14 protein-coding genes are annotated in these 13,432 nt (G+C 63.9%); 4 read left to right on the forward strand and 10 right to left on the reverse strand.

Annotated elements, in window-relative coordinates:
* Window positions 1-152: 152 nt before the first annotated feature.
* Genes MNBBLIKP_RS03610 through fsa form a run of 5 tightly spaced genes read right to left on the reverse strand, consistent with a single transcriptional unit; the run spans window position 153 to window position 3,923 of the window.
* Window positions 153-824, reverse strand: a complete 672-nt coding sequence (locus MNBBLIKP_RS03610) for a nitroreductase (protein ID WP_088307557.1) — start codon at window positions 822-824, stop codon at window positions 153-155.
* On the reverse strand, window positions 769-1,119 hold the full coding sequence (locus MNBBLIKP_RS03615) for a type II toxin-antitoxin system RelE/ParE family toxin (RefSeq protein WP_088307559.1): 351 nt from the start codon (window positions 1,117-1,119) through the stop codon (window positions 769-771). The genes MNBBLIKP_RS03610 and MNBBLIKP_RS03615 overlap by 56 nt, the downstream gene beginning before the upstream one ends.
* Entirely contained in the window at window positions 1,116-1,403 is a 288-nt protein-coding gene (locus tag MNBBLIKP_RS03620) for a ribbon-helix-helix domain-containing protein (protein ID WP_088307561.1), read from the reverse strand. The genes MNBBLIKP_RS03615 and MNBBLIKP_RS03620 overlap by 4 nt, the downstream gene beginning before the upstream one ends.
* 43 nt (window positions 1,404-1,446) lie before the next feature.
* On the reverse strand, window positions 1,447-3,261 hold the full coding sequence (cobT, locus tag MNBBLIKP_RS03625) for a cobaltochelatase subunit CobT (RefSeq protein WP_088307563.1): 1,815 nt from the start codon (window positions 3,259-3,261) through the stop codon (window positions 1,447-1,449).
* A gap of 11 nt (window positions 3,262-3,272) precedes the next feature.
* Window positions 3,273-3,923 (reverse strand): fructose-6-phosphate aldolase, encoded by a 651-nt coding sequence (fsa, locus tag MNBBLIKP_RS03630; protein ID WP_088307565.1) that lies wholly within the window; start codon window positions 3,921-3,923, stop codon window positions 3,273-3,275.
* Window positions 3,924-4,014: 91 nt separating this feature from the next.
* Between fsa and MNBBLIKP_RS03635 the strand changes: the two genes are divergently transcribed.
* Entirely contained in the window at window positions 4,015-6,180 is a 2,166-nt protein-coding gene (locus MNBBLIKP_RS03635; RefSeq protein ID WP_088307567.1) for a primosomal protein N', read from the forward strand.
* On the opposite strand, the gene MNBBLIKP_RS03640 is transcribed toward MNBBLIKP_RS03635, so the two are convergent.
* From MNBBLIKP_RS03640 to MNBBLIKP_RS03660, 5 genes are all read right to left on the reverse strand, one after another.
* Complete coding sequence (locus MNBBLIKP_RS03640) at window positions 6,177-6,671, reverse strand: ferritin-like domain-containing protein (protein ID WP_140420520.1); 495 nt, start codon at window positions 6,669-6,671, stop codon at window positions 6,177-6,179. The two genes, MNBBLIKP_RS03635 and MNBBLIKP_RS03640, sit on opposite strands and share 4 nt — an antisense overlap.
* Window positions 6,668-7,567 (reverse strand): CPBP family intramembrane glutamic endopeptidase, encoded by a 900-nt coding sequence (locus MNBBLIKP_RS03645; RefSeq protein WP_088307571.1) that lies wholly within the window; start codon window positions 7,565-7,567, stop codon window positions 6,668-6,670. Before MNBBLIKP_RS03645 ends, MNBBLIKP_RS03640 begins: the two co-directional genes overlap by 4 nt.
* A gap of 52 nt (window positions 7,568-7,619) precedes the next feature.
* Window positions 7,620-8,678 (reverse strand): bifunctional transcriptional activator/DNA repair enzyme AdaA, encoded by a 1,059-nt coding sequence (locus MNBBLIKP_RS03650; protein ID WP_088307573.1) that lies wholly within the window; start codon window positions 8,676-8,678, stop codon window positions 7,620-7,622.
* Window positions 8,679-8,744: 66 nt separating this feature from the next.
* Window positions 8,745-9,470 (reverse strand): type 1 glutamine amidotransferase domain-containing protein, encoded by a 726-nt coding sequence (locus tag MNBBLIKP_RS03655; protein WP_088307575.1) that lies wholly within the window; start codon window positions 9,468-9,470, stop codon window positions 8,745-8,747.
* 1 nt (window position 9,471) lies between these two features.
* Window positions 9,472-10,167 carry a dienelactone hydrolase family protein gene (locus MNBBLIKP_RS03660; protein WP_088307577.1) on the reverse strand — a complete coding sequence of 232 codons (696 nt, stop codon included), beginning with the start codon at window positions 10,165-10,167 and terminating at the stop codon, window positions 9,472-9,474.
* 273 nt (window positions 10,168-10,440) lie between these two features.
* Here MNBBLIKP_RS03660 and MNBBLIKP_RS03665 point away from each other — a divergent pair, with 273 nt between their 5' ends.
* Genes MNBBLIKP_RS03665 through MNBBLIKP_RS03675 form a run of 3 tightly spaced genes read left to right on the forward strand, consistent with a single transcriptional unit; the run spans window position 10,441 to window position 13,427 of the window.
* Window positions 10,441-10,995: a F0F1 ATP synthase subunit delta gene (locus MNBBLIKP_RS03665; RefSeq protein ID WP_088307579.1), complete on the forward strand. Its 555-nt coding sequence runs from the start codon at window positions 10,441-10,443 to the stop codon at window positions 10,993-10,995.
* A gap of 3 nt (window positions 10,996-10,998) precedes the next feature.
* Complete coding sequence (gene atpA, locus MNBBLIKP_RS03670) at window positions 10,999-12,528, forward strand: F0F1 ATP synthase subunit alpha (protein WP_088307725.1); 1,530 nt, start codon at window positions 10,999-11,001, stop codon at window positions 12,526-12,528.
* Between the two features lie 23 nt (window positions 12,529-12,551).
* Window positions 12,552-13,427: a F0F1 ATP synthase subunit gamma gene (locus MNBBLIKP_RS03675; protein ID WP_088307581.1), complete on the forward strand. Its 876-nt coding sequence runs from the start codon at window positions 12,552-12,554 to the stop codon at window positions 13,425-13,427.
* Window positions 13,428-13,432 lie beyond the last annotated feature (5 nt).

Consider the following 13,432-nt stretch of genomic DNA (forward strand, 5'->3'; position numbering starts at 1 on the left):
AAAGGGAGACGCGGAGGGGCTGGAATTGCTGCGCCGCAGGCTCTCAATCGATCTGCGGAATTGTCAGGGCGACTGCGCCGCAAGCGCTACCCCCCTCTGCGCCTCTGTTCTTCCTCTGCGCCTCTGCGTGAACTATTCCACCCCCGCCGCGCTCAGAACCCTTCCCAGCGCACCACATTGTCCAGCGGTTCGCGCGGGACCGGGAAGCTGTTGACCGCAGCCTCGCGGTCTCCCCAGCCGATCGCGACGCCGCAGAAGAAAATGTGGTCATCGGGGATCGCCACCACTTCGCGGATCTGTTTCTGGTACACGGCCCAGGCCTCTTGCGCGCAGCTATCCAGCCCTTCTTCGCGCAGCAGCAGCAGCACGGTTTGCAGCCACATGCCGATGTCGCTCCACTGCGGCAGGCCCATGTAGCGGGGCGTGTGAACCAGCATCAGCACCGGCGCGCCGAATGCGCGAAAGTTGTTGGCAAAGACCCCCATCCGCCCGGCCTTGTCCTCGCGCGGGATCTCCAGCGCAGCATACATCGCCTCGCCCACACCGAACCGGCTGGCGGCATAGCGGCCCTCCAGCTCGGCCGGATAGATCGGGTATTCAGCGCTGTAGGCTGCCAGCCCCTGCGGAATCGCTTCGGCAACATGCGCGGTCAGCCGGGCCAGCGGCTCACCGGTAACCATCACCGCGTTCCACGGCTGGGTATTCCCCCCAGACGGCGCGTTCTGCGCCGTTTCCAGCACCCGGCGCAGCACGGCGGGATCGACCGGTTTATCCAGGAATGCCCGGATCGAGCGGCGGGAGGTGACGGCCTGGGTGACGTTCATTCCATTTCCTCCCGAGTTCTCCGGCGATGTCGCGCGCGCCGTGCAGGATTCGCACAAATACTACCTGCTCGGCCTCTATACGGAATATGACGTGATAGCGCTGGTGCAGCGCGGACCGATAGGCCCCGCCCCAGCTTTCCTTAACCGCATAGAGTTCAGGTTCGCGGGCAACAGCCCGGATCTTTTCGTTGAGTTCGACGATATACGTCCGCGCCCGTTCACGATTGTCGCGCGCGATGTACTGCGCGATTTCGAACAGATCGGCCCGTGCCTTGGCCGCGACGATGAATCTCATACAGCTTGATCGGCATCGCCTTCGCGAACCAGCTCGGAAACGTAATCTTCCAGTTCATTGAGGACAGTCTCGCCATCAAGGAAAGGCCCCTTTTCGCCCTCGGCAATAAGCTCGCGCCATCGCGCCAGTTTGGCTTGGCGCCGTTCCTGCTGATCCGCCCAGTCCCGCATTGCCTCGCGGATCACCTCGCTGGTCGTGGCATAGTCGCCACTATCCACGGCGGCTGTAATGGTCGCAACCATTTCCTCGGTCATGGTCACAGTGATGCGTTCAAGCTTGCTCATACATCATACTAGATCATACTTTGTATGATCCGACAAGCACGCCCTATTCCTCCTCGAACAGCCCCGCCAGCTGCTCGATCATCGTCCCGCCCAGCTGCTCGACGTCCATGATCGTCACCGCGCGGCGGTAATAGCGGGTTACGTCGTGGCCGATGCCGATCGCCACCAGTTGCACTGGGCTCTGGCGTTCGATCCAGTCGATCACCTTGCGCAAGTGCTGTTCGAGGTAACCGGCAGAGTTCACGCTGAGGGTGCTGTCATCGACCGGCGCACCGTCCGAAATCACCATCAGCACGCGGCGATCTTCGGGCCGGGCGAGCAGGCGGGTGTGGGCCCAGAGCAGCGCTTCGCCGTCGATGTTTTCCTTGAGCAGGCCTTCGCGCATCATCAGGCCAAGGTTGCGGCGGCTGCGGCGATAGGGCTCGTCAGCGCGTTTATAGACGATGTGGCGCAAATCGTTGAGGCGGCCCGGGTGCGCGGGTTTGCCGGTGCCGAGCCATGCCTCGCGGCTTTGCCCGCCTTTCCACGCGCGGGTGGTGAAACCCAGAATCTCGGTCTTGACCCCGCAGCGCTCCAGCGTGCGGGCCAGCACATCCGCGCTGATCGCGGCGATCGAGATCGGGCGGCCGCGCATCGATCCGCTGTTGTCGATCAGCAGGGTGACGATCGTGTCCTTGAACTCGACATCGCGCTCGATCTTGTAGCTGAGCGAGGAGCCGGGCGAGACCACCACCCGGGCGAGCCGCGCGGCGTCCAGAATGCCTTCTTCCTGATCGAAATCCCAGCTGCGGTTCTGCTGCGCCATCAGGCGGCGTTGCAGCCGGTTGGCCAGCTTGGTGACAATCCCCTGCAAGCCCTTGAGCTGCGCATCGAGATAGGCGCGCAGCCGGGTCAGTTCATCCTCGTCACACAGGTCCTGCGCGGCGACGACTTCGTCGAAGGCTTCAGTATAGGCCTTGTAATCGAAATTGGCGGGCAGATCGGTCCACGGACGGTTGGGCCGGACGGGGAGCATCCCTTCCTCGCCCTCGTCGCCCGCTTCACCATCGGAGGAGTCTTCCTCCATCTGCCGTTCGGTCTCACCCTCGCCGTCTTCCTCACCCTCGCTCGGTTCGGCGGCGACTTCGCCCGCGCTGTCGTCCTGCTGGGATTCGCCGTCTTCGCCGGAATCGTCGCTGTCGTCCTCGCCGTCCTGATCCTCGCCGTCTTCGGTATCGGGCTCAAGCTGGTCGGTGCGGGTCAGCTCCAGATGCTGGAGCATGTCCAGCGTCAGCTTCTGGAAAGCCTTCTGATCATCCAGCGTCAGCGCCAGCGCATCGAAATCCTTGCCCGCCTTGTCGCCAATCCAGCCGCGCAGCATTTCCACACCGGCGCGCGCGCTTTCGGGCACGGGCTGGCCGGTCAGGTGTTCGCGCAGCAACAGGCCCAGCGCGGCCTGCAAGGGCACTTCATCGGGCCGGCTGGCGCGGGTGATCGGATCGCCGCCCAGCCGCACCATGGTCGCCGCGTCCAGATTGGCGCGCATTCCGGCGTAAGCGTTGGCACCAAGCGCTTCATAGCGCACCGCCTCCACCGCGTCATAGCAAGCGCGGGCGGAAGGCTCGCTGGGTGCATGGCGGGCGTGGAGCGCCTCGTCATGGTGCTTGAGTTTCAGCGCCATCGCATCCGCGAACCCGCGCGCCTCCATTGCCTGCTCGCGCGGCAAGGTGCGGCCGGGCATGGGCACGCGAAAGTTTTTGCCATTGGCCACCGCAGCGTCGGCGGTCCAGGCCACTTCCACTTCCGGCTCATGCGCGATCGCTCGGCTGGCACCGGTCAGGACGCTTTTGAAGCGATCGAGGGGGGATTCGTCGGACATTCAGGGCCTTTTCAGATGCTCTGTCCGGTCTTGGCCCAATCGGCCATAAAGCCTTCGATGCCCTTGTCGGTCAGGACGTGCTTGACCAGCCCTTTGATCACGGCCGGCGGCGCAGTCATCACGTCGGCGCCGATCTTGGCGGCTTGAAGCACGTGGAGGCCGTGGCGGACCGAGGCGACGAGGATTTCGGTCTCGAAATCATAATTGTCATAGATCAGGCGAATGTCGCTGATCAGTTCCATCCCGTCAAAGCCGTTGTCATCGTGGCGGCCCACGAACGGCGAGACGAAAGTTGCCCCGGCTTTGGCCGCAAGCAGCGCCTGGTTGGCGGAAAAGCACAGCGTGACGTTGACCATGGTGCCGTCGCTGGTCAGCGCCTTGCAGGTTTGCAACCCGTCGATCGTAAGGGGCACCTTGATGCACACGTTGTCGGCGATCTTGCGCAGTACTTCAGCCTCGCGCATCATCCCAGCGTGATCGAGTGCGACCACTTCGGCGCTGACCGGACCATCGACGATTCCGCAGATCTCGCGGGTCACTTCCATGAAATCGCGGCCCGATTTCATGATCAGGCTGGGATTTGTGGTAACCCCATCGAGCAGCCCGGTGGCGGCCAGCTCCTTGATGTCGGCGATTTCGGCGGTGTCGGCGAAAAATTTCATTGGGTCTGGCCCCCTGTAACGGATGCATCGAATCTGTCCTTCGAGCCTATACCCCGGTGACAGCGCCGCGCCACCCCATATAGGAGGTCTGATGCAGCGCGTCCGACTCCTTGTGTTCAACCCGGTCCTGAACGTGCTCGATTACCGGGTGCCGCCGGGTATGGCGGTCGAGCTTGGCTCAGTCGTGCTCGCCCCGCTGGGGCCACGCCAGGTGCTTGGGATCGTGTGGGAACCAGAGCGGCTGGAAGGCACCGAAGTGCCGGATGCCAAGCTGCGCCCGCTACTGGAACTGCTGCCCGTTCCGCCCTTCCCCGCGCCGCTACGCCGCCTGATCGAATGGTGTGCAGACTATTACGTCGCGCCAATGAACGCGGTGGCGCGGATGTCGCTGGGATCGATGGCCGCGCTGCGCGGCGGCGGCACGGCAACCGAATACCGGCTGAGCGGGGTAGAGCCTGCGCGCCTGACCCCGCAGCGCGCCGCCGCTTTGGATGCGCTCCACGGCGAACAGGCCTCCATCCGCGAACTGGCGGAACTAGCCAGCGTCAGCGAAGGGGTGCTGCGCGGGATGGTGGGCGCGGGGCTGCTGGAGCCGGTCACGGTCGATCTTGACCGTCCCTACCCCCGCGCCAATCCCGATTTCGTCCAACCCCAGCTCAACCCGGACCAGCAAGCCGCCGCCGATCAATTCGTCGCGGCGGTGGAGGGGCATACGTTCCAGCCATTCCTGCTCGACGGGGTGACCGGATCGGGCAAGACCGAATGCTATTTCGAAGCCGTCGCCCAGGCGCTGCGGCTACGCAAACAAGTGCTGGTGCTGTTGCCCGAAATCGCGCTGACCGAGAACTTCCTGCGCCGGTTCGAGGCGCGGTTCGGCACGCCGCCAGTGCTGTGGCATTCCAGCCTCAAGCAAAGCGAGCGCCGCCGCGCCTGGCGGGCAATCGTAGGCGGGCAAGCGCAGGTCGTGGTCGGCGCACGCTCGGCCTTGTTCATGCCCTACAAGGCGTTGGGGCTGATCGTCGTCGATGAAGCGCACGAAGTCAGCTTCAAGCAGGATGACGGGGTGCGCTATAACGCGCGCGATGTGGCGGTGATCCGGGCGCGGTTTGAAAGCATCCCGGTGATCCTGGCCAGCGCCACCCCGGCGCTGGAATCGCTGCAACTGGCGGAACAGGGCACCTATACCAAAGTCGATCTGCCCGCGCGGTTCGGCGGGGCGGAGCTGCCCGATGTTCAGATCGTTGACCTGCGCGAAGAAGCCCCGCCACGCGGGCGCTGGCTTTCCCCGCGGCTGGTCAGCGAGCTCAAGGACCGGCTGCTTAAAGGTGAGCAATCACTGTTGTTCCTGAACCGGCGCGGCTATGCCCCACTGACGCTGTGCCGCCACTGCGGCTACCGGTTTCAATGCCCCAATTGCAGCGCCTGGCTGGTCGAGCACCGGCTGTCGCGGCGGATGGCCTGCCACCACTGCGGCCACCAGGTCGGCGTGCCGGATGAATGTCCCGAATGCCACACCGGCGATTGCCTGGTCGCTTGCGGCCCCGGGGTGGAACGGATCGCCGACGAAGTGGTCGAACTGCTGCCCGAAGCGCGGCTGGCAGTAGTGACCAGCGACACACTCAACAGTCCGGAAAAGATCAGTGAATTCGTCGCCAAGGCCGAAGCCAAAGCGATCGACGTGATCATCGGCACGCAATTGGTGACCAAGGGTTATCACTTTCCCGAACTGACGCTGGTTGGCGTTATCGATGCCGATCTTGGGCTGGAAGGCGGCGATCTGCGCGCGGCCGAGCGGACCTATCAGCAGGTCGCACAGGTATCTGGCCGCGCCGGGCGCGGGGAGAAACCGGGCGAAGTTCTGATCCAGACCCGCCACCCCGAAGCTGCTGTGATCGCCGCGCTTGCCAAAGGCGACCGCGACGCCTTCTACGCCGCCGAAACCGAAGCCCGCCGCGATGCCGGGGCGCCACCGTTCGGGCGCTGGGCGGCGATCATCGTGTCGAGCGAAGACGAGGCAGAGGCCCGCGATGCCGCCCGCGCGATCGGCGGCAAACGGCCGAACCTGCCCGATGTCATGGTGCTCGGCCCGGCTCCGGCCCCATTATCCCTGCTGCGCGGCCGGTATCGCTACCGCCTGCTGATCAACGCCCGGCGCAGCGCGCAGGTGCAGGCCGTGATCCGCGAATGGCTGGGCCAGTTCACGTTCCCCCCCGGCGTGCGGGTTGGGGTGGATATCGATCCGTACAGTTTTGTTTAGAGCAAGGCCGCCGCTTGCAGCAGTCGGTTGCCGTGGTCGGTCTCTTCCTTGCCGTTAAGCCGGAACAGCCGCGCGGCTTCGGCGTTGTCGGTTGCAACGGCCCATTTCTCGTACAGCGCCTCACCGCCGAATTCGCCCTGGGCGAGTCCTTTCAGTGCTTCCGCCGTCACCGGGGCAAAGGGGGCCCCGCCGTCCTGCAAATACGGGTTGTCTTCCGCCAGCGGGGGGAAGAAATCCTCGCCGCTGATTGCCTTCACCGCCAGGGCCGCGCGCTGGGCGTGGAGGAATTCTTCGCGGCCGTTGGCATGCAGCAGGTCGCGCACAGCGGCGTTGTCGGTCCCCTCGGCGGTCTTGTAGTAGAGCGTCATCGCGGCTGCTTCGGTCAGCGCCAGGACTTTGACGTCCAGCACAGTTGGCGCGGTTACCGCTCCGATATGGGCAAAGGCATCCCGCAAGGTGGCAGGGGCGCCTTGCGGCAGGGGCATGGTCATTCGGTCTCTCCCGTCGTTTGCCCCAGCTTGCGCTGCCAGAGCGGCGCGATCAAGCCGTGCCGGATAATCCCCACCCGCAGCAAGTAGAGCCCGGCAAGCGTTGCCACAACCAGCGCAGGGACCGAAGCCTCCAACCCAAAGGCACCGCCATTGAGCCAGACCGGGCCCGAGAAGCTGGTCCGCAGCAATCCTTCCGGCGCGTCCCCGCCCGATACCGGGACTGAAAAGACCCAGCCCTGGGTAAAGTTCCAGGCGGCGTGGATCCCCGCCGCCAGCCACAGTCGCCGGGTGACCATATAGGCCGCGCCGAGCAGGATTCCGGCTTCAACCGCAATCGCAAAGGCGGCGAACCAGGTCGCATCGGGATTGCCGATATGGGCCAGCCCGAAGAAAGCGCTGGTCAAGGCCAGCGCCGCCCAGGTGCCAAGCAGGTTTTCCAGCTGGCGAAAGGCAATCCCGCGGAATAGCAGTTCCTCAAACAAGCCGGATATGATCGCCATGGACAGCATGCCCCACAGGTTGCCAATCCCGCCGCGCAACCCCTCGATCTGCATGCCCCCTGCTAGCACAGCGGTGAGTGCAGCAGCGCTGAACACGGCAAATCCGATCCCCAGCCCTTGGGCCAGTTCCGTGCCCGCGCCAGCAAATGCAAATTCCACATCGTCGCGCAGTTCAACCCGGCGCTGGAACAGCTTGTAGAGCCAGATGGTCAGTGCGCACCCTGCCAGGATCACCAGGGGCTGAAGCGGGCTGCGGTGCAGTATCTCCGGCCGACCACCTATGATCGCCGTTGCCAGATAGAGCACGGAGAAAGCCACAAACCCCAGCACCAGCAGGGTCAATGGAAACCGCAAGACCCGCAAGGCAAGCGGTTGGTCGGGCTTGATCACACTCATTCGTCAATTCCCTTACTGTATTATAAAGCCAATACAGTAAGGGAATACCAAGTCAATCGCCCAGGTTCAGCACCGCGCCTTCCTTTTCCAGCAACCTGCGCTTGATCTCGAGGCCCCAGGCATAGCCGCCCAGCCCGCCGCCGGTGCGGATCACCCGGTGGCACGGGATCAGCACTGAAACATGGTTGGAACCATTGGCACTGCCCGCCGCGCGCACCGCCTTGGGATTGCCTGCCGCCGCCGCCAATTCGGCGTAAGTGCGGGTTTCTCCCAGTGGGATCTTGCGCAGTTCGCGCCACACCGCTTCCTGAAAGGCAGTGCCCTTCACATCGATCGGAATGTGCGCAAAATCGCCGGGTGCTTCGACTGCGGCGACCACATCGGCCAGCAGCTTTGCAAAGTCCTCTCCGCCTTCAACCAGCTCGGCCTGCCCAAACCGCTGTTCCAGCGCTTCGCGGCCTTCATTGAAGGAGAGGCGGCACACGCCCTTGTCGCTCGCGGCGACCAGCATCTGCCCCAGACTGGTTGGCACCGCTGCCCAATGGATTGTTACCCCCTTGCCCCCGTTGGCCCAAGCCGATGGCGTCATGCCCAGTCGCTCCTTGTTCGCATCATAGAACCGCGACGGCGCTGAATAGCCCGCCGCATAGATTGCCGGGGTAACCTGCCCCTCTCCGGTCAGTGCCTCCTTGGCCCGCTCGGCCATCAGGGCGCGGGCATAGGCGGCGGGGGACAGGCCGGTGTGGCGGGTGAAGACCCGCTGGAAATGGCTCGGCGAATAGCCGGTCTCTGCCGCGAGCGCGGCCAGCGCCAGCGGCTGCTCTGCCGCCTTGATCGCTGCGATCGCGCTCAGCACCGCGCGCTCATCCCGGCTGACATCGTCGGGGCAGCAGCGCTTGCACGGCCGCAGCCCTGCCGCCCGCGCAGCGCCGCCATCGGCAAAGAACCGCACGTTCTCCCGCTTTGGATGCCGCGCCGGACATGATGGACGACAATAGATTCCTGTCGACAGAACCCCCGATACAAACCGTCCGTCAAACGCCCGGTCGCGTGCCAGAGCGGCTTGCCAGCACAGGTCATCATCGAGCGGTTCGGTCATTGTCTCAGTCATGGCATGGCTCCTTATGGAAGCAAGCCATAAGCAAAACAGACGCCCATCGCGTCCCGCGCCTTGCGCTCAAAGCAGATCGAGCAGTCGAAGCCCCAAGGTCCAGGCATCCCCCGGCCAGCGCGCTGAAAGATAGTTCCCGTCCTGCACAACAAAGCCGTCCTGCGGGTGCGCCGCATCGGCATAGCGGGGCAGGACCGGACCGGTTTCAAATCGGCCACCGGGGCGGATCAGGCGGCGCACTTCGTTTTCGACGCTTTCGGGATAGGTCTGATAGTGGCCTGGCATAGCGGACCGGGTCAACCGCACCGCCACTCCCTCCATGATCCGGGTCAATGCCGTGGTGGTTTTACCCGCCAACACCCCGGCACGGGCGAGCGGCAATACCCCGTGGCACACCGCGCTGACCGGCTGGTCCGCCGCGAAAGCCGCCCGCGCCAGACGGTGGACTTCGGCTGATTCGCAGTAACTCTTCATGCCCGGCGCGTGCCCGCCGGGAAAATGCAGTGCGGCATAGTCACCGGCCTGCGCCTGATCCCAGCGGATCGGTTCCATGAAGGCCGGATGCGCCGCCATCGCTGCATAGGCCGCGATTGCCTCTTCCCGCGCCCTGAGCGACCGCGCCAGCCAGGGCAGTCCTTCACCTGTCAGCGTCACCGGATCGCAAGCCGCAGGCATGCCGGTCTCGCTCGCAAACACCACCTCATGCCCGGCGCGGGTCCAGACCAGCCAGGGAAAGGCAACCTCGGTGGGATCAAAATCGGTCTGAGGCAGAATAATGAGGATGCGGGACATGCTATCCCCCCAGCGCCCTGAACAGCATCAAGGTCCGCTCCTTTGCCAGATCGGCGCTTTCAGGGTGCCAGTCCTTGCGACGGTCGGAATTAAAGCCGTGGCCAGCCTCATAGATAAAGTGCTGCGCGGTGGGATGCCCTTTGGCAATCAAAGCTTCGACAGGCTCGATCGGCACCAGCGAATCATAGCGTCCGAAATGGGCGATCGTCGCGCAGCGCGGTGCTTCATCGGCAAAGCGGGTGGCGATCAGTCCGCCGTAATAGCAACTGGCTGCAGCGATATCATCGCAGGTCTGCGCCATGCGCCAGGCGACCGAGCCGCCGAAGCAATAGCCGACGATGAACAGCGGCCCGCCCCCGATTTCACTGAAACGCGCTTTCAGCCAGGCGATCACCCGGCGGGTATCGTCCAGCCCCTGTTCCCAATCGTGTTCGTCCCGCGCGATCTGCACCGCACGTTCCCAGTCGGCCCCGGAATAGCCCAGCGCGCAGCCGGGCTCGATTCGTTCAAACAGGCCGGGGCTGATTACTTCATAGCCATCTTCGGCATATTCATCGCACAACTCGCGGATATGATCGGTCACCCCGAAAATTTCCTGCACCAGCACCAGCCCGCCGCGCCGCTCGCCCGCCGGGACGGCATGATAGCATGGCATCTCGAAGCCATCGGCCATTGTGATCTTGATCGTTTCGCCCATCAGCTGCCGTCCTAGAATACCCGTGGGGAAATCACCTTGTCGGTGAATTCAACCAACACCAGCCCGTTCCACCTGCCCGGCCTCCCGCTGAAGGCGCCCTGTGACTGGCCAGGCAGGTGGAGCCAGCCGGTGTTGCCAACTTTTCCAAAAGCACCCTGCCCCACCTTGCATCGCAGCACAATCATGCTATGCGCGCCCCCGTCTCAAGGGGCGAAGACAAGTCAGGCTTGTCACCCGCCCCGCCAACGCATTCGATGCAAGGAACCAAGGCGCGTGGATAATTCCGGCGGCATTACAGCGAGTTTGCAAGGGCGTTACGCCTCTGCATTGTTTGACCTGGCCAGCGAAGGCGGCAAGGTTGCTGCCGTCGAATCTGATCTGAATGCGCTGGGCGCGGCCATTGCCGAAAGCGCCGATCTGGCCGCACTGATTCGCAACCCGCGCGTTACGCGTGACGCCGCCGGCAGCGCCATGACCGCCGTGGGCAAGCTGTTCAAGGTCTCTCCGCTAACCCAGAACTTCCTTGGCGTGCTGGCCGAAAATCGCCGACTGGCCGCGCTGCCCGATGTGGTTCGCGCCTTCAGCACTATCGCCGCCGCTGCCCGCGGTGAAGTCAGCGCCGAAGTCACTTCCGCTCACCCCCTGTCCGCCGCCCAGCTCAAGACGCTCGCCGAAAAGCTGAAAGCGCGCGAAGGCAAGGACGTGAAGCTTACTTCCAAGGTCGATCCCGAATTGCTCGGCGGCCTCGTCGTCAGGATCGGTTCGACCCAGATCGACAGCTCGATCCGTACCCGTTTGAACACTCTCGCTAACGCGATGAAAGGCTGAATGATGGATATCCGCGCCGCTGAAATCTCGAAGGTCATCAAGGACCAGATCGCCAGCTTTGGCACCGAGGCCCAGGTCTCGGAAGTCGGTTCGGTGCTGTCGGTCGGTGACGGTATCGCCCGCATTCACGGGCTGGATCAGGTCCAGGCCGGTGAAATGGTCGAATTCGCCAATGGCGTGAAGGGCATGACCCTGAACCTCGAAACCGACAACGTCGGCGTCGTGATCTTCGGCTCGGACAGCGAGATCAAGGAAGGCGACGTCGTCAAGCGGACCGGCACCATCGTGGACGTTCCGGTTGGCAAGGGCCTGCTGGGCCGCGTGGTCGATGCGCTGGGCAACCCGATCGACGGCAAAGGCCCGATCGAAGCCGCCAGCCGTCAGCGCGTTGAAGTGAAGGCCCCGGGCATCATCCCGCGCCAGTCGGTCAACGAACCGGTGCAGACCGGGCTCAAGGCGATCGACGCGCTCGTTCCCGTCGGCCGCGGCCAGCGCGAACTGATCATCGGTGACCGCCAGACTGGCAAGACCGCCGTCGCGATCGACACCTTCATCAACCAGAAGGAAGCCAACCAGGGCACCGACGAAAAGAAGAAGCTGTACTGCATCTACGTCGCCGTCGGTCAAAAGCGTTCGACCGTGGCGCAGATCGTGCGTCAGCTCGAAGAAAACGGCGCGATGGAATATTCGATCGTGGTCGCCGCGACCGCATCGGAACCCGCCCCGCTGCAGTACCTCGCGCCCTACACCGGTGCCACCATGGGCGAATTCTTCCGCGACAACGGCATGCACGCCGTGATCGTGTATGACGACCTTTCCAAGCAGGCCGTCGCCTATCGCCAGATGTCGCTGCTGCTGCGCCGCCCGCCGGGCCGCGAAGCCTATCCGGGCGACGTGTTCTATCTCCACAGCCGTCTGCTCGAACGCGCGGCGAAGATGAATGACAGCCAGGGCGGTGGCAGCCTCACCGCGCTGCCGATCATCGAAACCCAGGCGGGCGACGTTTCGGCCTACATTCCGACCAACGTGATTTCGATCACCGACGGCCAGATCTTCCTTGAAACCGGCCTGTTCTATCAGGGCGTCCGTCCGGCGATCAACGTCGGTCTGTCGGTTAGCCGCGTCGGCGGCGCCGCGCAGACCAAGGCGATGAAGAAGGTTTCGGGCTCGATCAAGCTGGAGCTGGCGCAGTACCGCGAAATGGCGGCCTTCGCCCAGTTCGGTTCGGACCTCGACGCGTCGACCCAGAAGCTGCTCAACCGCGGTGCGCGGCTGACCGAACTGCTCAAGCAGGCGCAGTTCAGCCCGCTGTCGTTCGAAGAGCAGACCGTGTCGATCTTCGCGGGCACCAACGGCTATCTGGACAGCATCCCGACCGGCGATGTCACCCGTTATGAAGCTGAAATGCTCAGCTTCATGCGTGACAAGCACGCCGATGTGCTGAAGACGATCCGTGACAGCCGCGATTTCGGGGACGATGCCAAGAAGGGCACCGTCGCCGCGCTCGACGCCTTTGCGAAGCAGTTCGCCTGATCCGATTGAAGGGGTAAGGCTAGATGGCCTCGCTTAAGGAACTCAAAGGGCGGATCAACTCGGTCAAATCGACCCAGAAGATCACCAAGGCCAAGCAGATGGTCGCAGCTGCCAAGCTGCGCCGGGCCCAGGCCAATGCCGAAGCCGCGCGTCCCTATGCCGCGCGGCTGGCGGAAGTGATGGGCTCGATCGCCAGCAAGGTCGTGGTCAGCGAAAACAGCCCCAAGCTGCTCGCTGGCACCGGCAAGGATCAGGTTCACCTGCTGGTCGTCGCCAACTCGGACAAGGGTCTGTGCGGCGCGTTCAATTCGAACATCGTCAAGGCGGCGATCCTTGCAGCCAAGGACCTGCAGGCGCAGGGCAAGACCGTGCTGTTCTACCTCGTCGGCCGCAAGGGCCGTGCGGTGATCCGCCGGAACTACCCCAACGCGATCCTCGCCAGTTTCGACACCACTGACGTGCGCGAACCCGGCTTTGCCGAAGCGGAAAAGATCGCTGCCGAACTGGTCTCGCTGTATGAAGCGGGCAAGTTTGACGTCGCGCATCTGTTCTATGCCAAGTTCAAGAGCGCGCTGGCTCAGGATCCGACCCAGCTCCAGATCATCCCCGTTCCTGCCCCCAAGGCGGTTGCGGCCGATACCGGCGCAGTGGTGGAATATGAGCCTGAGGAAGAAGCGATCCTGGCTGAACTGCTGCCGCGCTATCTGCGCACCCAGCTGTTCGGCGCGCTGCTGGAAAACCAGGCCAGCGAACAGGGCGCATCGATGACCGCGATGGACAATGCCACGCGCAACGCGGGCGAGCTGATCAACAAGCTGACCATCCAGTACAACCGCAGCCGTCAGGCCGCGATTACGACTGAACTGATTGAAATTATCGCTGGCGCGGAAGCGCTCTAAGCAAT

The sequence above is a fragment of the Novosphingobium sp. B 225 genome, assembly GCF_002198665.1.
Taxonomy (GTDB): domain Bacteria; phylum Pseudomonadota; class Alphaproteobacteria; order Sphingomonadales; family Sphingomonadaceae; genus Novosphingobium.

What these genes read in the sequence shown, in the direction of transcription:
- MNBBLIKP_RS03610 (WP_088307557.1), bottom strand. Translation starts at nt 824, where the DNA reads ATGAACGTCACCCAGGCCGTCACCTCCCGCCGCTCGATCCGGGCATTC.
- MNBBLIKP_RS03615 (WP_088307559.1), bottom strand. Translation starts at nt 1,119, where the DNA reads ATGAGATTCATCGTCGCGGCCAAGGCACGGGCCGATCTGTTCGAAATC.
- MNBBLIKP_RS03620 (WP_088307561.1), bottom strand. Translation starts at nt 1,403, where the DNA reads ATGAGCAAGCTTGAACGCATCACTGTGACCATGACCGAGGAAATGGTT.
- cobT (WP_088307563.1), bottom strand. Translation starts at nt 3,261, where the DNA reads ATGTCCGACGAATCCCCCCTCGATCGCTTCAAAAGCGTCCTGACCGGT.
- fsa (WP_088307565.1), bottom strand. Translation starts at nt 3,923, where the DNA reads ATGAAATTTTTCGCCGACACCGCCGAAATCGCCGACATCAAGGAGCTG.
- MNBBLIKP_RS03635 (WP_088307567.1), top strand. Translation starts at nt 4,015, where the DNA reads ATGCAGCGCGTCCGACTCCTTGTGTTCAACCCGGTCCTGAACGTGCTC.
- MNBBLIKP_RS03640 (WP_140420520.1), bottom strand. Translation starts at nt 6,671, where the DNA reads ATGACCATGCCCCTGCCGCAAGGCGCCCCTGCCACCTTGCGGGATGCC.
- MNBBLIKP_RS03645 (WP_088307571.1), bottom strand. Translation starts at nt 7,567, where the DNA reads ATGAGTGTGATCAAGCCCGACCAACCGCTTGCCTTGCGGGTCTTGCGG.
- MNBBLIKP_RS03650 (WP_088307573.1), bottom strand. Translation starts at nt 8,678, where the DNA reads ATGACTGAGACAATGACCGAACCGCTCGATGATGACCTGTGCTGGCAA.
- MNBBLIKP_RS03655 (WP_088307575.1), bottom strand. Translation starts at nt 9,470, where the DNA reads ATGTCCCGCATCCTCATTATTCTGCCTCAGACCGATTTTGATCCCACC.
- MNBBLIKP_RS03660 (WP_088307577.1), bottom strand. Translation starts at nt 10,167, where the DNA reads ATGGGCGAAACGATCAAGATCACAATGGCCGATGGCTTCGAGATGCCA.
- atpA (WP_088307725.1), top strand. Translation starts at nt 10,999, where the DNA reads ATGGATATCCGCGCCGCTGAAATCTCGAAGGTCATCAAGGACCAGATC.
- MNBBLIKP_RS03675 (WP_088307581.1), top strand. Translation starts at nt 12,552, where the DNA reads ATGGCCTCGCTTAAGGAACTCAAAGGGCGGATCAACTCGGTCAAATCG.